This window comes from Mesorhizobium sp. WSM4822 (assembly GCF_055811155.1).
Window position 1 is genome coordinate 182159 of the sequence record NZ_JBVVQM010000013.1, and the last position, 18685, is coordinate 200843.

Consider the following 18685-nt stretch of genomic DNA (forward strand, 5'->3'; position numbering starts at 1 on the left):
CATCTGGCGATCCTGGAGCATGCCATGAAAACAGTCACCGAATTTTCCCGCAAGGTCGTCGAATTCCCGGACATGGGGATCGTCATGCCGGACGGCTGCCGGCTCTCGGCGCGGGTGTGGATGCCGGAAGATGCCGGCGATGATCCGGTGCCAGCGATCCTGGAGCATCTGCCTTACCGCAAGCGCGACGGCACCATCTTTCGCGATCAGCTGACGCATCCCTATTTCGCCGGCCACGGCTATGCCTCGATCCGCGTCGACATGCGCGGCAATGGCGATTCCGAAGGGCTGATGGACGACGAGTATTCCGAGCAGGAATTGCAGGACGCCTGCGACGTCATCGCCTGGGCGGGAAGCCAGCCCTGGTGCAACGGCAATGTCGGCATGATGGGCATTTCCTGGGGCGGCTTCAACTGCCTGCAGGTGGCGGCCAAGCAGCCGCCGGCGCTGAAAGCCGTGATCAGCCTATGCTCGACCGTCGACCGCTATGCCGACGACATCCACTACAAGGGCGGCTGCCTGCTGATCGAGAACTTCGGCTGGGCCTCGACCATGCTGTCCTACTCGTCGCGGCCACCGGACCCGCTGCTGGCCGGCGACAACAGATGGCGCGATCTGTGGCTGACCCGGCTGGAGAACCAATCCTTCCTGGCGCCGCTGTGGCTGAAACACCAGCACCGTGATGCCTACTGGAAGCGCGGCTCGATCTGCGAGGATTTCTCCGCCGTCAAAGCCGCGGTGCTGTCGATCGGCGGCTGGCATGACGGCTACCGCAACACGGTCTCGCATCTGGCCAGCAACATCGAAGCCCCGGTCAAGGGCATTATCGGGCCATGGATCCACAAATACCCGCACTACGCAGGACCAAAACCCGCCATCGGCTTCCTGCAGGAGGCTCTGCGCTGGTGGGACCGCTGGCTGAAGGGTGTCGACACCGGTGTCGAGTCCGACCCGGCCTACCGCGCCTATGTCATGGACAGCGTGCGCCCAGCGCGCTGGCACCCCGAGCGGCCTGGCCGCTGGGTGGCGGAGCAGGAATGGCCATCGTCCAACATCAAGACGCAGACGGTCGATCTGATCCCCGCAACGGAAAAACCCGCCATCGTGGCCTCGCCGCAAAGCTGCGGCCTGGCCGGCGGCGAGTATTTTCCTTTCACCTTCGGCCCCGAACTGCCTGGCGATCAGCGCCCCGACGATGCCCTGTCGGCGTGTTTCGACCAGCCGGAACTCAGCGAGCCGATCGACATCGTCGGCGCCCCGGAGGTCGAGCTGCAGCTATCCTCTGATCGTCCGCAGGCCAACATCGCGGTCCGGCTTTGCGATGTGCATCCCGACGGCGCCTCGGAGTTGATCTCCTATGGCGTACTCAATCTGACGCACCGCAATTCGCACGAATTTCCGGAGGCGCTGGTGCCGGGTGAAACCGTGTCTGCGCGCGTAGTGCTCGATCAATGCGCCTACCGCGTGCCTGCCGGCCACCACCTGCGCGTTGCCGTTTCGAACGCCTATTGGCCTGCCATCTGGCCGTCGCCGGAGCCGGTCCGGCTGACCTTGTCGGCGGCGACGCTCCGCTTGCCGCTGCGGCCGCTGGCGACAGACGACGAAGCGGCGTTCGCCGAGCCGGAAGGTGCCACTCCCTGGGCAACGGAGACGATCCGCGCCAGCAATTCCGAGCGCCATATCGATCGTGACGAAAAGACGGGAATCGTGACGCTTTCCATCGTTGATGATTTCGGCGAGGTGCGCGATCTCGCTCATGGCCTGGCCAATGGCAGCACCGCCCGCGAGACCTGGACGATCCACCCCGATGATCCGCTGTCGGCCTCGGGGAAGACGCACTGGACGCAGACCCTGTCGCGAAACGGATGGTCGGTACGCACCGAAACGACAGCCGAAATGCGGTCGGACGCGCAAAACTTCATCGTCAGCGCCAGAATCGAGGCCTATGAGGACGAAACGCTCGTCTTCGAGCGCAATTTCGAGGAGAAGGTGCCGCGCGCGCTTCTTTGAGCACCGAGTTCATTGGTCCAATTGCGACGTACGATTTACGCCACGGCATGTCGCATTCGGTCTTGCTTACCGCTTTCCCTTGCGGTCATTATTCTCCTCACAAGAAACAAGAAAAACGACCGCAGAGTCGAACCAACAGAGTGAGGAACTCAAAATGTCGAACGAACTGGAATTTCTTAGCCGGCGTGTCGCGTCGGGCAAACTGAGCCGTCGTGATTTTCTCGGCCGGGCGGCGGCGCTCGGTATCTCCGCACCCTTCGCCAACTCGCTGCTTTCAAGCGCTGCACGCGCGGCAGGTCCGGTCAAGGGCGGTACACTGAAGGCCGGACTTGTCGGCGGCGAGTCCACCAACAGCCTTGATCCGGCACTGTTCATGACTCAGGTGCCGTTCGCCTTCGGCAAGATGTGGGGCGAATTGATCGTCGAGCTTTCGCCGGAAGGCAAGCTCGAGAACCGCATCGCCGAGGAGATCGGCTCGTCGGACGACGCCAAGGTGTGGACGCTGAAGATCCGAGACGGCGTCGAATTCCACAACGGCAAGACGGTGACCGCCGAGGATGTGGCCGCCACACTTGAGCGCCATTCCGACGAGAAGTCGAAATCCGGCGCGCTCGGCTACATGAAGGGCATCGAGACCATCAAGGCCAGCGGCAAGGAAGTCGTGCTGACCCTGAAGGAAGCCAATGCCGATCTGCCCTATTTGCTCAGCGACTATCACCTGATCGTCCAACCGAATGGCGGCAAGGACAAGGCCGACGCAGGCATCTCGGCCGGTCCTTACAAGATCACGACCAATGAGCCCGGCGTGCGCCATGGCGGCGAGCGTTTCGCCAATTACTGGCAGGGCGACAAGATGGGCCACGCCGACCAGATCGAGATCATCGTCATCAACGATGCGACGGCGCGCACGGCCGCCCTGCAGGGCGGCCAGGTCAATATGATCAACCGCGTCGAGCCAAAGATCGTCGATCTGATCAAGCGCCTGCCGGGCGTCACCATCCGCAACCACGCGGGTCCCGGCCACTACGTGTTCATCATGCATTGCAACACGGCGCCGTTCGACAACGCCGATTTGCGCATGGCACTGAAGCTGGCCATCGACCGCGAGGAAATGCTGGACAAGATCCTGCGCGGCTACGGCTCGCTCGGCAACGACTTCCCGATCAATGCGTCCTATCCGCTGTTTACCGAGATCGAGCAGCGCAAGTACGATCCCGACAAGGCCAAGTTCCACTTCAAGAAGTCGGGCTATGATGGCGCCGTCCTGCTGCGCACCTCGGACGTCGCTTTCCCGGGCGCCGTCGATGCTTCCCAGCTCTTCCAGCAGAGCGCTGCCAAGGCCGGCATCAAGATCGAGCTGAAGCGTGAGCCCGGCGACGGCTATTGGAACGAAGTCTGGAACAAGCAGCCCTTCTGCGCTTCCTACTGGGGCGGCCGCTCGACCCAGGACCAGATGTACTCCACCGCTTATCTGTCGACCGCCGACTGGAACGACACGCGTTTCAAGCGCCCGGACTTCGACAAAATGGTGCTGGCGGCGCGCGCCGAGCTCGACGAGACCAAGCGCAAGCAGATGTACCATGACATGGCTGTCCTGGTACGAGACGAGGGCGGCTTGATCCTGCCGATGTTCAACCAGTTCATCGACGCTACCGGCGCCAAGGTCGGTGGCTGGGTCGATGATCCGCATCAGGAGCTGATGAACGGCTACGCGCTGGCGAAGTGCTGGCTCGAAGCCTGAGCTTGGCCTTGCGGACATGTCCTCACCCATCTTGAAACTGGTGGCCCAGCGCGTTGCGCTGGGCATTCTCCTCTTGTTGGCCGTTTCGGTCCTGATCTTCGCTGGCACCCAGATCCTGCCCGGCGATGTCGCGCAAGCCATTCTCGGACAATCGGCGACACCGGAGTCGCTCGCCAATCTGCGCGAGCAGCTCGGCCTCAACGATCCGGCCTATATCAGGTATTTCCGCTGGCTCGGCGGTGTGCTGACCGGCGATCTCGGCACGGCCATGTCGAGCGGGCAGGATATCGCCACGTCGATCAAGGGACGGCTGTGGAACACGCTGTTTCTCGCCTTCTGGGCGGCGATCGTCGCCGTGCCGCTGGCGATCATTCTCGGCCTGATCGCGGTGCGCTACCGCAATGGCTGGGTCGACAAGCTGATCTCCGGGCTGGCGCTGGCCTCGACCTCCTTTCCCGAGTTCTTCATCGGCTATGTGCTGGTCTATTTCTTCGCCGTGAAATGGCAAATCTTCCCGGGCATCTCGACCGTCTATGACGGCATGCCTTTTGGCGAGCGCATGCAGGCGATCGCTCTGCCGGCGGCCGCGCTGACGCTGGTCGTGCTCGCCCACATGATGCGCATGACACGCGCGGCGATCCTCAATGTCATGCAGTCGGCCTATGTCGAGACGGCGGAACTGAAGGGCCTGTCGGCCTTCAACGTCATCCGCAAGCACGCCTTCCCCAATGCCATCGCGCCGATCATCAACGTCGTCATGCTCAACCTCGCCTACCTGATCGTCGGCGTCGTCGTGGTCGAGGTGATTTTCGTCTATCCGGGCATGGGGCAGTATCTGGTCGACCACGTCACCAAACGCGACGTGCCGGTGGTGCAGGCGGTCGGCCTGATCTTCGCCGCCGTTTATATCAGCCTGAATATCATTGCGGACATAGCGGCGATCGTCGCCAATCCGCGTCTCAGACATCCGAAATAGGGGGCGGATATGCTCGATATCAAACGCATCCCCCTCCCCGCGCTGATCGGGATCGTGCTGACGGCATTGTTCGTGCTGGCGGCGATCTTCGCCCCCTGGATCGCGCCGCACGGCAATGGCGAAATCGTCGGCGACGTCTGGGAACCGATGTCGGCTGCCCATTTGCTGGGCACCGACAATCTCGGCCGCGATCTTCTGTCTCGCATGATCTACGGCGCCCGCATCACTTTGTTCATCGCGGTGCTGGCCACCGCACTGTCATTCTCGCTCGGCGCCATCCTCGGCTTCTCGGCGGCCGTCTTCGGCGGCTGGTTCGACACGCTGCTGTCGCGCCTCGTCGATCTCTTGATGTCGATCCCGACGCTGATCATGGGTCTCGTCGTGCTGTCAGTGCTGCCGACCAATCTGGTGACGCTGATCCTGGTGATGGGCATTCTGGATTCGACCCGCGTCTATCGCCTGTCGCGCGCGGTCGCCGTCGACATCAACGTCATGGACTATGTCGAGGCGGCGAAACTGCGTGGTGAGGGCAGCGGCTGGATCATCTTCCGCGAGATCCTTCCCAACGCATTGTCGCCGCTGGTTTCGGAACTCGGCCTGCGCTTCATCTATGCCGTGCTGTTCCTGTCGACGCTGTCGTTCCTCGGCCTTGGCGTGCAGCCACCGGACGCCGACTGGGGCGGCATGGTCAAGGAAAACAAGGATGGCATCGTCTTCGGCATCGCGGCCGCGCTTATCCCGGCGGCGGCGATCGCCCTGTTGGCGATTTCCGTCAACCTGGTTGCCGACTGGGTGCTCAACCGGACGACCAGCCTCAAGGGAGGACGCGGGTGATGGCCGACACCAAAGCGAAATCAGGCCTGCTGCTCGACATCCGCAACCTGCGCATCGAAGCCACCGTCTTCCCGCCCGGCGAGCCGCCAAAGAACATCGTGCTGGTGCACGATGTCTCGCTGACGCTTGAAAAAGGCAAGGTGCTCGGCCTGATCGGCGAGTCCGGCGCCGGCAAGTCGACCATCGGCCTGTCGTCGATGGGCTATGGCCGCGGCGGCGTGCGCATCACCGGCGGCGAGGTGATCCTGAACGGCCGCGACATCCTCAAGGGCGGCAAGGACGGCTTCCGCAAATTACGCGGCCGCGAGGTCTGCTATGTCGCGCAATCGGCGGCAGCCGCCTTCAACCCGGCGCACCGGCTGATGGACCAGGTGGTGGAAGCCACGCTGCTGCACGGTACGGCAACGCGGGCCGAGGCCGAGAAGCGCGCGGTTGCGCTGTTCAAGAAGCTCAGCCTGCCAAACCCTGAAACCATCGGCGAGCGCTTTCCGCACCAGGTTTCGGGTGGCCAGTTGCAGCGCGTGATGACGGCGATGGCGCTGTGCTCCGAGCCGGACCTGATCGTCTTCGACGAGCCGACAACGGCGCTCGACGTGACGACGCAGATCGACGTGCTGGCGGCGATCAAGGATGCCATCCGCGACACCCATGTCGCTGCGCTCTACATCACCCACGACCTTGCCGTCGTCGCCCAGGTCTCAGACGAGATCATGGTGCTGCGCCATGGAAGGCTGGTCGAATGGGGCGGCACAAGGCAGATCATCAAGGAGCCGCGCCAGGAATACACCAATGCGCTGGTCTCGGTGCATGAGATCGAACACCAGGAGCAGAAGCCCGGCACGTCGCCTTTCCTGTCGGTGAAGAACGTCACCGCCGCCTATGGCCGCAGCGACATCAAGGTGCTGAAGAACGTCTCGGTCGACATCTATCCGGGTCAGACGCTGGCCGTGGTCGGCGAGTCCGGCTCCGGCAAGTCGACGCTGGCACGCGCCATCACTGGCCTGCTGCCGCCCGAACAGGGCACCGTCACCTTCGACGGACGTCCGCTGGCCAACAGGCTGGCCGACCGGCCGAAGGAGGATTTGCGCCAGTTGCAGATGATCTACCAGATGGCCGACGTGGCGATGAACCCGCGCCAGACCGTCGGCACCATCATCGGCCGGCCGCTCGAATTCTATTTCGGCATACGCGGCCGCGAGCGCGACAGGCGCGTCGCCGAACTGCTCGACAAGATCGAGATGGGCAAGGGCTTTTCCGACCGCTATCCGGCCGAACTTTCCGGCGGCCAGAAACAGCGTGTCTGCATCGCCCGATCGCTTGCCGCCAAGCCGAAGCTGATCATCTGCGACGAGGTGACCTCTGCGCTCGATCCGCTGGTCGCCAACGGCATCCTCAAGCTGCTGCTGGAGTTGCAGAAGGAGGAGAACGTCGCCTATCTGTTCATCACGCACGACCTCGCCACTGTGAAGTCGATCGCCGATTCGATCGCGGTTATGTATCGCGGCGAGGTGGTGCGCTACGGCCCCAAGAGCCAGGTGCTAAGCCCGCCCTTCGACGCCTACACCGACCTGCTGCTCTCCTCGGTTCCAGAGATGGAAATCGGCTGGCTGGAAAAGGCAATCAAGGGACGGCGCATGGCCAGCGCGGGCAACTAAAGCAATTCGGGGAAACTGGAACCGGTTCTCCCAGAAGAAACGCATGGCGCTTCCCCTGGGAATTGCACCAGACCAAGCCGCCACATGGGGCGCCGGCGACCGTCATCCGGATGCAACACTAGAACGCCAAACGTCCTTCGGGACGAGCGCCGCTCGCACGACTTTAAAACAGGGGTAGGACATGAAGACTGAACTCGATTATCTCGCCGAACTCGCCGGTCAAGGCCGGATATCGCGCCGCGCCTTTCTTGGGCGCGCCGCCGCGCTCGGCGTATCGGCGGCCCTGATGCCGGCGCTGACCGGCAAGGCATTTGCCCAGACGGCGGTGAAGGGCGGTATCATCAAGGCCGGTCTGCAGGGCGGTGAATCCACCAACAGCCTCGATCCGGCGCTGAACCTCAGCCAGGTTACCTTCAGCTTCGGCAAGCTTTGGGGCGAGTATCTCGTGCGCCTCACCCCGGACAACAAGCTGGTCAACCTGATTGCCGAGGAGATTGGCGCCTCGGCCGACGCCAAGACATGGACAATCAAGATCCGCGACGGCATCGAGTTCCACAATGGCAAGACGGTCGGCGCGGAGGATGTTGCTGCCACCATTGAGCGCCATGCGGACGAGAAGTCCAAGTCCGGAGCACTCGGCATCCTCAAGAACATCAAGGGGATCAAGGCGAGCGGCAAGGAGGTCATCGTCACGCTCGGCGACGCCGATGCCGACTTCCCCTATCTGATGGCCGACTACCATCTCACCATCCAGCCGAATGGCGGCAAGGACGATCCGAACGCCGGCATCAGCGCCGGTCCCTATAAGGTTAGCGTCAACCAGCCCGGCGTGCGCCATGGCGGCGAGCGCTTTGCCAATTACTGGCTGGGCGACAAGGCCGGCCATGCCGACCAGGTCGAAATCATCGTCATCAATGACGCGACCGCACGGCTTGCCGCCCTGCAGGGCGGCCAGGTGCACATGATCAACCGCGTCGAGCCGAAGGTCGTCGATCTGGTCAAGCGCATCGCGGGCGTCTCCATCGAGAACGTCTCGGGCAAGGGCTACTATCCGTTCAACATGTTCTGCGACACCGCCCCCTTCGACAGCAACGATCTGCGGATGGCGCTGAAGCTTGCCATGGACCGCGACGAGATGCTGGAAAAGATCCTGCGCGGCTATGGCTCGGTGGGTAACGACTTCCCGATCAACGAGGCCTATCCGCTGTTTTCCGCCGACATCGAGCAGCGCAAGTTCGATCCGGACAAGGCGGCGGCAGCCTATAAGAAATCGGGCCACAGCGGCTCGATCGTGCTGCGCACCTCGGACGTCGCCTTCCCGGGCGCCGTCGATGCCGCACAACTCTATCAGCAGTCCTGCGCCAAAGCCGGCATCAAGATCGAGATCAAGCGCGAGCCCGGCGACGGCTACTGGTCGGAGGTCTGGAACAAGCAGCCTTTCTCGCTCTCCTACTGGGGCGGACGCGCGACGCAGGACCAGATGTATTCCACCGGCTATGTCTCGACCGCCGACTGGAACGACACGCGCTTCAAGCGGCCGGAATTCGACAAGATGCTGTTTACCGCGCGAGGCGAGCTCGACCAGGCCAAGCGCCAGGCAATCTACCACGACATGGCAGTGATGATGCGTGACGAAGGCGGGCTGATCGTGCCCTTCTTCAACCAGTTCATCGACGCGGCCGCCACCAGCAAGATCGGCGGCTATGCCAAGAGCCCTATCGGCGAAATGATGGACGGCTACGCGCTTGCCGAGTGCTGGCTCAACGCTTGAGCGGACTCTGATCGTCCGATTTCATCTATCAAGAACGCCGTGTGCCCAAGACGGCACACGGCGTTCCCGTTTCAACCGCCAACCGCATGGAGCAGCCCGTGGCGCTCAAGTCCAAGCTTCTGCTGATCATCCTCGACGGCGTGCCTTACCGGAACTGGCGCCGGCTGATGGGCAATCTCGAAGGCTGGGTGCAATCGGGCGAGGCGCGCGTCTGGAAGATGCGCTCGGTGCTGCCGTCGACCTCGGCCTGCTGCTATGCGTCGATCCACACCGGGGTCTCACCGCAGGTGCACGGGATTCTCTCCAACGAGACCCGGTTCCGCGTCGAGCAGCCCGATATCTTCTCCGAAGTCAGCAAGGCAGGCGGCAAGACGGGGGCGGTGACGCATTCCTACTGGTCGGAATTCTTCCGCGGCTATCCGTTCGACGTGGTCGAGGACATGGAGTTCGACGAGCCAGGCGGGCCGATCACGCATGGCCGCTTCCACACCATGACCGGTTACAATCTTCGCAACCAGATGACGCCGAGCGATGTCGACCTGTTCGCGACGCTGACGATGCTGACGAAACGCCATGGCATCGACTACGGCATCCTGCACACCTGCACGCTGGACTCGATGGGACACCGCTTCGGCCACGACTGCCACGAGATGGACCATGCCGTCTATGCGATGGACGGGATGCTGGCCGCCTTCCTGCCGCGCTGGATCGAAGCCGGCTATGAGGTGATCGTCACCGCCGATCACGGCCAGACCGATCGTGGCCATCATGGCGGCCATGACGACGAGATGCAGGATTTCGCGCTGTACTATTTTGGACAAGGTAAGGGTCCGCAGGCCGACACGCTGCTCGACCAGCTGCAGCTGGCGCCGACAGTGCTGAGCCGGCTGGGTGTGGCAATACCGGAGACGATGAAGGCGAAGCCGTTTTTGGGGTGAGCGCGACTCTCCCTTCCCCCCTTGTGGGGGAAGGGAAGACCCTGCCTCTGGCAACACTTCCTTACTTCGGTTAGCCTCCCAAAAATTCCTTGGCGGAGGATGAACCTTTTTGGACCGATCAGCGACAGAGCAGACAGGAGCCAGGCGGCTCGACCGGCCATGACGGCAGCGACGGAGACCGATCGCGCTCTCGTCGACCGGGTCGCGAAGGGCGACCGTGCCGCCGTGCGGCTCCTGTTCATGCGTCACCACGCGCGGGTCTACCGCTTCGTGGCGCGCCAGACGGGATCGGAAATGATGGCCGACGATATCGCCAACGAAGTCTTCCTCGAGCTATGGCGCCAGGCGCCAGGCTTCGAAGGGCGTTCCGAAGTCTCGACATGGCTGCTCGGCATCGCTCGTTTCAAGGCGCTGTCCTTTCTGCGCAAGAAGAAGGAAGACTGGATCGACGACGAGGCCGCCGCCGCGGTGCCCGACGGCGCCGACACGCCGGAAGTCGTCACCATGAAGGAAGACAAGGCCGCCGCCCTGCGGCGCTTCGTCGACACCTTGCCCGAAGAGCATCGCGTGGTCATCGATCTTGCCTATTATCACGGACAATCGGTGAGCGAGATCGGCGAGGTGCTCGACATTCCGGTCGCCACCATCAAGACCCGGATGTTCTACGCCCGCAAGAAACTCGGAGAGGCCCTCAAGGCCGCCGGTTACGACAGGGGGTGGCCATGAGCGCCGCTGAAAAGATGTCGCGCCGCGACGAAATGGAAACGCTGCTGCCGTTCTACCTGAACGGCTCGCTGGAAGGTTCCGACCTGGAAGCGGTCGAGGAATGGCTGGCCAGCGATCCGGCCGCACTTGCCGCCCTTGGCGAGGCTGAAGCCGAATTCTCCGGCGCCACGGCCGCCAACGAAGCAATCCGGCCGCCGGCCGATGCGCTCAGCCGCTTTGCCAAGGCACTCGACGCCGAGGCCGGGCCTGCGCGCAAGCCGGCAGGATCGTCCTGGCTGGCGCAGGCCTGGGGCCGCTTCATGGCGGTGCCGGTCGGTGTCGCCTGGGCGGCAGCCGCGGTTCTGCTGGCCCTGGTCATGGTGCAGTCGTTTGTCGAACCCGGCGGCAAGGGCAATGATTTCGAGATTGCCGGCGCGGAAAACGATCCGGCGAAAATGCCGTTCGCGCTGGTCAAGTTCAAGCCGGATGCCAGGATGTCGGACATATCCGCCTTCCTCGGCAGCAACGGCATGAAGATCGTCGGCGGACCGACCGCCGACGGCGTGTTCCGGCTTGGCATCCCGGCTGCCAACGCAGCCGACTACACCAAGCAAATCGGCCTCATTGCCGCCCAGCCCTTCGCGGAAACTGTGATCGAGGGAAGGAAACCGGTTGATGGCGGCTGAGGCAGTCATTCGATTTGCGGCAGTGCTTGCGACGGCGATGGCGATCGCCGTGCCCGCGTCGGCGCAGACCAGCAGCGCCAATCCTGATCGGACGCAAATCGACTGCGGCGATGGGACCCATGCGGCGGGAGCCGACTGCGCCAAGGATGGCAGCGACACAAAGGGCGGATCGGACGCAGGCCAATCCGGCGCCGTCTTCCTGCCGGCGCTGATCGTCGACCTGTTTCCTAACCCGGCGGCGCCTCCGACCCCTGTGCCGACGCCACGGCCGGCACCCGCGACGCCGCCTGCCGATAACCAAGCCGGCCCCCCGCCTGGCGGCCCGATCGTCTCGCCGACCGATCTCATTGCCGTTCAGCCGCCGCGCGCGGTGGTCGGCGATTTCGTGCCCGACGAGGTGCTGGTGACCGTCGACGGCGATGCCGGCGCCGTCCAGCAGATCGCCGCTTCTTTCGGCCTGCAGGTGCGCTCGCAGCGCCAGTCGCTTCTGCTTGGCACCACGCTGGTGCGCTTCGGCATTCCCGACGGCCGGCCCGTCGGCGTCGTGCTGGCGCAACTGGCCGCCGACGGCCGCACCCAGCGGCGCGAGCCCAACCATGTCTATTCGCTGCAGCAGGCCGCCGGCATCGTCAACTATGCGTTCGATCGTATCGCGCTCGATGCCAAGCAGGCCAGCGGCGAAAACGTCCGCATCGCGGTGATCGACACTGGCATCGACGACACCAACCCGGCGCTGTCGGGCGTCATTGCCGGGCAGTTCGACGCCATGCCCGACGTGCCGATCGAAAAGCGCGATCACGGCACGTCGATCGACGGGCTGATCGCCGGCGTCGGCGTGCTGGAAGGCATGGCGCCGGGCGCAAAGATCTATCACGCCCGCGCCTTCGAGGGCGGCAAGTCGACCATGGACGTCATCCTGTCGGCGCTCGACTGGGCGGCGGAACAGGACGTGCGCATCATCAATATGAGCTTCGTCGGGCCGAAGAACGATTTGCTCGGCGTCGCCTGCCGCAATGCCCGCGCACTCGGCATGGTGCTGGTCGCTGCCGCCGGCAACAACGGGCCGAAAGCGCCTTATGGCTATCCGGCCGCCTTCGACGGCGTCATCGCGGTGACCGCAACCGACGCCAAGGACGGGCTGATGCCGCAGGCCAATCGCGGCGCCTATGTCTTCATCTCGGCGCCCGGCGTCGAGATGGTGGCGCCGAGCGGCGGCGGTTCGGACGTGGTCACCGGCACCTCGTTTGCGGCGGCGATCGTGAGCGGCGCCATCGCCAATCTCATCCATGCCGCGCCCGATCGCTCGGCCGACGACATCGAGAAGGCGCTCGCGGCGACGGCCAGGGATCTCGGCCCCAAGGGACGCGACGATGATTTCGGCCACGGCCTGCTGGACATCAAGGCGGCGGCGGCAAAGGATTAGTCTGCGACAGGTCAAGTCGCGGCTTGCGGAGGACGCACCAGAAAATAGAGCGCGACGGTGTGCGTGATCATCAGCAGCGGCACGTAGATGATCGGGATCGCGTAGGTGGCGCCCAGTTCGCCCGCACGCTGGGGAAGGCCGACCTGGATGGCGTGGTAATAGTCTACGACGAGGTCGACAGTCCCGACCAGATTGAAGGCAACGACGAGCGCCCAGAAGATCCGAGGTATCCTTGCCGTGACCAGCGCCAGCATGGCCAGCACTCCTGTTATGAGGTCGCCGTAGGCAGCAAACACGGCAAAGCCGGCAGGCAAATCGGGGCCGACGACACCCGGAACGAGGAAGACCAGCCCGAAGAAGCGGAAGCTGTGCAGAGTGGCGACAGCGCGTTGCGTCGCGACCCGGTCCATAGACCTGAGCCACGGCAAACCGTATACGGCGAAGCAAAGCAGCCACGCGACATAGCCCAGAACAAGATGGATTTGGAACACGACCTCGGTTGACATCTGGCCTCTCTCGAAACTGGTTCATGCGACCTCCGACACCGCGTGAGACGCAGGGCAGCCCTTGGCGGACGACCTTGGCCAACCTACTAAGCCCGCTTCCATAATTCGACCATCCGCTGTAATCACAACAACCCATGAAGCAGAACTACACAGTCCGGCACGGAGCGCTGGAGGGCGTCGAGGCATTCCTGGCCGTCGCCAGGCACCGCAACTTCCGCCGCGCCGCAGCGGAACTCGGCGTGACACCGTCCGCCGTGAGCCAGGCGGTGCGCGCGCTGGAAACACGCATGGGTGCGGCGTTGTTCGTTCGCACAACGCGGAGTGTCGGCTTGAGCGAGCCTGGCCAACGGTTCCTCGACCGTGCCGGCCCTGCTTTCGAAGAACTTGTGGCGGCCGGCGAGGCGGTGCGTGACATCGGCCGGCGGCCGACCGGTCTGCTGCGCCTGTCCGTACCCCGCGCCGTCGTGCCCTTGATCCTGGAGCCGATGATCGCGTCGTTCTGCCGGGCCTATCCCGAGATCGAACTGGAGATCGCCGCGAGCGACGAGATGGTCGATCTCGCGGCCGGCGGGTTCGATGCCGGTATCCGTCTTGGCCAGTTCATCGCGGTCGACATGGTCGCGGTGCGGCTAACCCCGTCATTTTCCTTCGTGGTCGTCGGCAGCCCTGACTATCTCAAACGCCATGGCCGCCCCGAATGCGTCGATGATTTGCGCAACCACGCCTGCCTGCGCTTGCGCCGTTCGAACGGCGCCATTGCTCCCTGGGCTTTCGTCGACGGCAACGAGGCGATCGAGGCGATGCTCTCAGGCCCGCTGATTGCGCACGATTATCCGACATTGCTCGGGGCCGCGATGCGGGGCGTCGGGCTGGCGCAGACGCCTCGACCAATCGCTGAAGGTCCGATAGCCGAAGGTAAACTCGAACCGGTGCTGGACGGCATCGCCGCCACGACGCCGGGCGTCTTCCTGTATCATCCCGGCAAGCGCCAAGTCCTGCCGAAGCTGCGCGCCTTCATCGACCACCTCAAATCCGCGGCGTGAGATATCGGAATCCAGCCCCTTGCGGTGGCCTCCCCACTGCTGGCGTCGGGCGAGATTTTGATCGTGGCGTGAGCCGACAGAACTGCTATCTTGCCCTCGCCCCTTGGGGGAGACTATGCGGACGCCATTTTTGGGCGACATGCACTAGCATCGGGGACTGCGGCAATGACGAGTAACGCCAATGTCCTTGATGCGGTGGTCGTCGGGGCCGGCTGGGCCGGCCTGGGCATCAGCCATTCGCTGGCACGGCGGGGCCTAAGCCACAGGATACTGGAGAGAGGCCGCATCGGAGAGACCTGGCGCACACAGCGGTGGGACTCTTTCCGGATGAATACCCCCAACGTGCAGACCGTGATGCCAGGCGACTGCTATGACGGTTCGGATCCGTCCGGTACCCTGACGCGCGACGAATTCGTCGCACTCCTCGAAGATTTCGCCAAGCGGCACAGCCTCCCTGTCGAACAGGATACTGCCGTGACCGAACTCGCCAGTGGACACAATAATGGCGAATATAGGCTAACCACTTCACGCGGCACAGTTTTGGCGCGGAACGTGGTGATCGCAAGCGGCGACCTGAATTGTCCGGTGCGCCCAATTTGGGCCGGTTCGCTGCCGCCCGGCCTCTGCCAGATCGATGCTTCCGATTACCGCAGCGCCGCCGATCTCGCTGATGGAGCGGTGCTGGTTGTCGGAGGCGGCCAGTCGGGTGGCCAGATCGCAGAGGACTTGGCAGAAGCAGGCCGAACGGTCTTCCTTGCCACAAGCCGGGTTGGAAGACTCTCTCGGAGCTACCGAGGTCGCCACATTATGATGTGGCTGGTCGAGAGCGGGTTTCTCGACGTGCGTCGAGAGGAGATAATCCGTCTTGCGGAACGCATACCGGCTCGTGGTCTGCTTGGGGCAGAACGCACCATTAGCCTCCAAGCGCTCAGCGCCCGAGGTGTCGTGCTGCTTGGCGGGTTCGCAGGCGTCGGGGAAGGCGGCCGCCTCTCGTTCGCCGACGATCTCGAAGCCCATATTCGTTTTGCGGATGAAGCCTCCGCCAACGTCAAACGCTATATCGACGAATATATCAGTCGCTCCGGAATCGATGCTCCCGTTTCGGAACCCGATCCTGCGGAGACTGTCGCGGCATATCTGCCGGACCCGACTATTCGTTCTCTTGATGTTGCCGTGTCCGGCATAACGACCGTGGTGTGGTGTACTGGCTTCCGGGGTGATTTCAGTTGGGTGAACCTCCCTGGGGTGCTCGACTCGCAGGGACGGCCCGTTCATGAGGATGGCGTGGCTGCGCAGCCAGGTATCTACTTCGCCGGCTTAGATTTCGCCTCCACGCGCAAATCGGGCATAATATTAGCGATTGCCGAGGAGGCGCACCGCCTTGTCGAACACATCGTCGGGCGTTCGTGACGGACTGGACACAGCCGATCCATGATTGGGTAAACCGGGTGTCGCGTCTCAACTCGGTTCCCGCAGAGCATGGGTTTGATCTCCAGCTACGCAGGCGCCCCCGCTACCGATCCCCTAACCACCAGGTCGACCGGCCAGACCTCGCCTCGCGCGCCCTCCTCCAGTCCTGAAATCCGCGCCGCCAGCCGCTCGGCGACACGGGCGCCGGCCAGACGAATCGATGAACGCGTCGTCGACAACGGCACCGAGAAATTCTCCGGCCTCAGCCAGGGGAAGACATCGTCATGGGCGATCAGCGAGACGTCGCTCGGAATGCTCAGGCCGAGGTCGCGTACGGCGCGCACGACGCCCAGCGCCATGATCAGGCTGGAGCAGGCGATCGCCGTCGGCGCGTCGTCCTCTTCCAGCAAACGCCTGGTGGCGCGATAGCCGTTCTCTTCGGTCATATCGACCGAGCAGACATGGCGTTCGCTCAATGGCAGCCCGCTCGCGGCGAGCGCCCGGCGCACGCCGCGTTCGCGATGGATGGCGAAGGTCTCGCGGTCGTCACCGTTGATCAACGCCAGCCGCCGATGACCTAGTTGGATCAGCAGCCTGGCCGCCTCGTGGAAGGCGCCCTCATTGTCGATGTCGGTAAAAGCATAGTCGAAGTCGAAGCCCTCACTGCGGCCATGGACGATGAAGGGAATGCCGAGCGTGTTGACCAGCGCCACGCGCCGGTCCGCGGGCCTTGGAGAGGAGATATAAACAGCGTCGACCTGCCGGTTGGCGACGATGCGCCGGTAGGTCGTCTCCTGGTCGTCGGCGTCGGCCGGCGACAGCACAAGGTCAAGCTCGTGCGAGCGGGCATAGTCACCAAGACCGGACAGGAACTCGACGAAATGCGGATCGATGTCGACCGACGCACCGGTCGGCAGGACATAGCCGATCATACCGGTCTTGCCGGTCGCCAGCCGGCGCGCGCTCGGATTGGGACGATAGCCATGGCGCTTGGCTGCATCCATGACACGCCTGCGCGTCTCCTCGTTGACCTCGGGATAGCCGTTCAGCGCACGGCTTACCGTGGTTTGCGAAAGTGCCAGCATATGGGCGAGCTGCTTGAGGTTCACGAAAGGTCTCCATTCCCTCAAAGCGCTTTTAAATTGAATCGACCCAAGTGCCACCGGGGCCGAGCCATACCAAGCCGAACCATAGACGCGGTCCGGGCGTGTTTGAAACAAAAATTGCTGCTGCATCGCCATAATAGTATGTTGCAGCGCACTTTTAGGGGTGCAAATGCGCGAACCTAAATCGATTAACTCGCCAGCCTCTTGACTTCCCAGCGATTCAATGGCGTGATCGAAAAAGCCAAAGCGCTTTGGAAGACTCTTCGAAAGGTTGCGGTTCCTTTCCGACTGAGTCACAGTCCTGCGGCGTCGGCGGGCGGAATGGAGGTTCCGTCCGGTGTGTGACACCCACTGGGAGGAATACCGATGAAGAAAATGCTTTTGCTGGGTGCTGCGTTTGCCACGTTCGCCCTGAACGCGCCCGCGCAGGCCGAACTGAAGTTCAAGCCCGGCGAAGACAAGCGCTTCAACTGGGCGAACTACGAAGAGCTCAAGAAAGTCGACCTCAAGGGTGAAACGCTGTCGATCTTCGGACCGTGGCGCGGTGAGGACGAAGGCCTGGTGCGCGGCGTTCTCGACTATTTCGCGGAAGCCACCGGCGTCGAGATCAAATACTCCTCCTCGGAAAATTGCGAACAGCAGATCGTCATCGACACGCAGGCCGGCAGCCCGCCGAACATCGCCGTGCTGCCGCAGCCGGGCCTCATCCAGGACCTGGCGTCGAAGGGCCTTTTGACGCCGCTCGGTGACGACACCGCCAAATGGGTCAAGGACAATTACGGTGCCGGCCAGTCATGGGTCGATCTCGGCACCTTCAAGGACAAGGACGGCAAGCCGGGCTTCTTCGCCTTCCCTTACAAGGCCGACGTGAAGTCGCTGGTCTGGTACTCGCCGGATAATTTCGAGGAAGCCGGCTACAAGGTGCCGAAGACCCAGGAAGAACTCGCCGATCTCGAAAAGAAGATCATCGCCGATGGCGGCAAGCCGTGGTGCATCGGCCTCGGCTCCGGCGGCGCCACCGGCTGGCCGGCGACCGACTGGGTCGAAGACCTGATGCTGCGTACCCAGCCTCCGGAGGTCTACGACAAATGGGTCAAGAACGAGATCCCGTTCAACGACCCCGCAGTGGTCAACGCCATCGACATTTTCGGCAAGATCGCGACCGACGACAAGATGGTCGATGGCGGCGCCAAGGCGGTTGCGGCGACCGATTTCCGCGACAGCCCGAAGGGACTCTTTTCGGTACCGCCGAAATGCTACCTGCACCACCAGGCATCGTTCATCCCGACCTTCTTCCCGGAAGGCACCAAGGTCGGCCAGGACGCGGACTTCTTCTACTTCCCGCCCTATGCCTCCAAGCCTGAACTGGGCACGCCCGTGCTCGGCGCCGGTACGCTGGCGATGATCACCAAGGACTCCAAGGCCGCGCGCGCGTTCATCGAATTCCTGAAGATGCCGCTCGCCCACGAGATCTGGATGGCCGAGGGCGGTTTCGTGACGCCGCTCAAGTCGGTCAACAAGGATGCCTATGCCAGCGACGCGCTGAAGAAGCAGGGCGAAATCCTCGCCAATGCCTCGACTTTCCGCTTCGACGGTTCCGATCTGATGCCGGGCAAGATCGGCGCCGGCGCCTTCTGGACCGGCATGATCGACCTGGTCGGCGGCAAGTCGGCACAGGACGTCGCCACCGACATCCAGAAGAGCTGGGACGCCATCAAGTAGACGGCTGGCACGTAGACGACCAACCATTCTCACACTGGATCCGGACCGTACTGGCCCGGATCCGACGGCGGCCCGTGCCGCAGCCTTTCGTCATGAGCGCATTGACATGAAGCGCGATCGGCAATGTGCGCAAGCCGCCGATGACGCGCTCCAAACAAC

The 18685-nt window shown here is 63.3% G+C and carries 15 protein-coding genes; 13 read left to right on the forward strand and 2 right to left on the reverse strand.

Annotated features, from left to right (window positions below; genetic code table 11):
- The first annotated feature begins 24 nt into the window (after positions 1–24).
- From AC0L3E_RS27000 to AC0L3E_RS27045, 10 genes are all read left to right on the forward strand, one after another.
- The gene (locus AC0L3E_RS27000; RefSeq protein ID WP_473606022.1) at positions 25–2010 is read left to right on the forward strand and encodes a CocE/NonD family hydrolase; all 1986 of its coding nucleotides are present in this window, start codon (positions 25–27) and stop codon (positions 2008–2010) included.
- Positions 2011–2164: 154 nt separating this feature from the next.
- Entirely contained in the window at positions 2165–3751 is a 1587-nt protein-coding gene (locus AC0L3E_RS27005; protein ID WP_128307293.1) for an ABC transporter substrate-binding protein, read from the forward strand.
- A gap of 16 nt (positions 3752–3767) precedes the next feature.
- Positions 3768–4727 carry an ABC transporter permease gene (locus AC0L3E_RS27010; protein ID WP_127289704.1) on the forward strand — a complete coding sequence of 320 codons (960 nt, stop codon included), beginning with the start codon at positions 3768–3770 and terminating at the stop codon, positions 4725–4727.
- 9 nt (positions 4728–4736) lie between these two features.
- Entirely contained in the window at positions 4737–5561 is an 825-nt protein-coding gene (locus AC0L3E_RS27015; protein WP_127268157.1) for an ABC transporter permease, read from the forward strand.
- On the forward strand, positions 5561–7216 hold the full coding sequence (locus AC0L3E_RS27020; RefSeq protein ID WP_127268158.1) for an ABC transporter ATP-binding protein: 1656 nt from the start codon (positions 5561–5563) through the stop codon (positions 7214–7216). The genes AC0L3E_RS27015 and AC0L3E_RS27020 overlap by 1 nt, the downstream gene beginning before the upstream one ends.
- 181 nt (positions 7217–7397) lie before the next feature.
- Complete coding sequence (locus tag AC0L3E_RS27025; RefSeq protein WP_128307294.1) at positions 7398–8987, forward strand: ABC transporter substrate-binding protein; 1590 nt, start codon at positions 7398–7400, stop codon at positions 8985–8987.
- A gap of 86 nt (positions 8988–9073) precedes the next feature.
- Positions 9074–9925 (forward strand): alkaline phosphatase family protein, encoded by an 852-nt coding sequence (locus AC0L3E_RS27030; RefSeq protein ID WP_164898478.1) that lies wholly within the window; start codon positions 9074–9076, stop codon positions 9923–9925.
- 159 nt (positions 9926–10084) lie between these two features.
- Positions 10085–10651, forward strand: coding sequence for a sigma-70 family RNA polymerase sigma factor (locus AC0L3E_RS27035; protein ID WP_128307295.1), 567 nt, complete (start codon positions 10085–10087; stop codon positions 10649–10651).
- A complete protein-coding gene (locus tag AC0L3E_RS27040) occupies positions 10648–11316 on the forward strand; it encodes an anti-sigma factor (protein ID WP_127302105.1) in 669 nt (222 codons plus the stop codon). The genes AC0L3E_RS27035 and AC0L3E_RS27040 overlap by 4 nt, the downstream gene beginning before the upstream one ends.
- Positions 11306–12739: a S8 family serine peptidase gene (locus AC0L3E_RS27045; protein ID WP_473606024.1), complete on the forward strand. Its 1434-nt coding sequence runs from the start codon at positions 11306–11308 to the stop codon at positions 12737–12739. Before AC0L3E_RS27040 ends, AC0L3E_RS27045 begins: the two co-directional genes overlap by 11 nt.
- 11 nt (positions 12740–12750) lie before the next feature.
- On the opposite strand, the gene AC0L3E_RS27050 is transcribed toward AC0L3E_RS27045, so the two are convergent.
- The gene (locus tag AC0L3E_RS27050) at positions 12751–13245 is read right to left on the reverse strand and encodes a hypothetical protein (RefSeq protein ID WP_127271222.1); all 495 of its coding nucleotides are present in this window, start codon (positions 13243–13245) and stop codon (positions 12751–12753) included.
- Between the two features lie 134 nt (positions 13246–13379).
- On the opposite strand from AC0L3E_RS27050, the gene AC0L3E_RS27055 reads away from it, so the two are divergent.
- Positions 13380–14288: a LysR family transcriptional regulator gene (locus AC0L3E_RS27055; protein WP_127328572.1), complete on the forward strand. Its 909-nt coding sequence runs from the start codon at positions 13380–13382 to the stop codon at positions 14286–14288.
- A 165-nt stretch (positions 14289–14453) separates the two neighbouring features.
- Entirely contained in the window at positions 14454–15698 is a 1245-nt protein-coding gene (locus AC0L3E_RS27060; RefSeq protein WP_473606025.1) for a flavin-containing monooxygenase, read from the forward strand.
- Between the two features lie 86 nt (positions 15699–15784).
- Here AC0L3E_RS27060 and AC0L3E_RS27065 read toward each other — a convergent pair whose 3' ends face one another.
- A complete protein-coding gene (locus tag AC0L3E_RS27065) occupies positions 15785–16807 on the reverse strand; it encodes a LacI family DNA-binding transcriptional regulator (protein WP_473606026.1) in 1023 nt (340 codons plus the stop codon).
- A gap of 363 nt (positions 16808–17170) precedes the next feature.
- Between AC0L3E_RS27065 and AC0L3E_RS27070 the strand changes: the two genes are divergently transcribed.
- On the forward strand, positions 17171–18526 hold the full coding sequence (locus tag AC0L3E_RS27070; RefSeq protein ID WP_473606027.1) for an ABC transporter substrate-binding protein: 1356 nt from the start codon (positions 17171–17173) through the stop codon (positions 18524–18526).
- Positions 18527–18685 lie beyond the last annotated feature (159 nt).

Bases quoted from the DNA above. Each gene is read 5' to 3' on its own strand.
- AC0L3E_RS27015 (WP_127268157.1), top strand. From the start codon at position 4,737: ATGCTCGATATCAAACGCATCCCCCTCCCCGCGCTGATCGGGATCGTG.
- AC0L3E_RS27005 (WP_128307293.1), top strand. From the start codon at position 2,165: ATGTCGAACGAACTGGAATTTCTTAGCCGGCGTGTCGCGTCGGGCAAA.
- AC0L3E_RS27040 (WP_127302105.1), top strand. From the start codon at position 10,648: ATGAGCGCCGCTGAAAAGATGTCGCGCCGCGACGAAATGGAAACGCTG.
- AC0L3E_RS27070 (WP_473606027.1), top strand. From the start codon at position 17,171: ATGAAGAAAATGCTTTTGCTGGGTGCTGCGTTTGCCACGTTCGCCCTG.
- AC0L3E_RS27030 (WP_164898478.1), top strand. From the start codon at position 9,074: ATGGAGCAGCCCGTGGCGCTCAAGTCCAAGCTTCTGCTGATCATCCTC.
- AC0L3E_RS27060 (WP_473606025.1), top strand. From the start codon at position 14,454: ATGACGAGTAACGCCAATGTCCTTGATGCGGTGGTCGTCGGGGCCGGC.
- AC0L3E_RS27035 (WP_128307295.1), top strand. From the start codon at position 10,085: ATGACGGCAGCGACGGAGACCGATCGCGCTCTCGTCGACCGGGTCGCG.
- AC0L3E_RS27050 (WP_127271222.1), bottom strand. From the start codon at position 13,245: ATGTCAACCGAGGTCGTGTTCCAAATCCATCTTGTTCTGGGCTATGTC.
- AC0L3E_RS27055 (WP_127328572.1), top strand. From the start codon at position 13,380: ATGAAGCAGAACTACACAGTCCGGCACGGAGCGCTGGAGGGCGTCGAG.
- AC0L3E_RS27020 (WP_127268158.1), top strand. From the start codon at position 5,561: ATGGCCGACACCAAAGCGAAATCAGGCCTGCTGCTCGACATCCGCAAC.
- AC0L3E_RS27010 (WP_127289704.1), top strand. From the start codon at position 3,768: ATGTCCTCACCCATCTTGAAACTGGTGGCCCAGCGCGTTGCGCTGGGC.
- AC0L3E_RS27025 (WP_128307294.1), top strand. From the start codon at position 7,398: ATGAAGACTGAACTCGATTATCTCGCCGAACTCGCCGGTCAAGGCCGG.
- AC0L3E_RS27000 (WP_473606022.1), top strand. From the start codon at position 25: ATGAAAACAGTCACCGAATTTTCCCGCAAGGTCGTCGAATTCCCGGAC.
- AC0L3E_RS27045 (WP_473606024.1), top strand. From the start codon at position 11,306: ATGGCGGCTGAGGCAGTCATTCGATTTGCGGCAGTGCTTGCGACGGCG.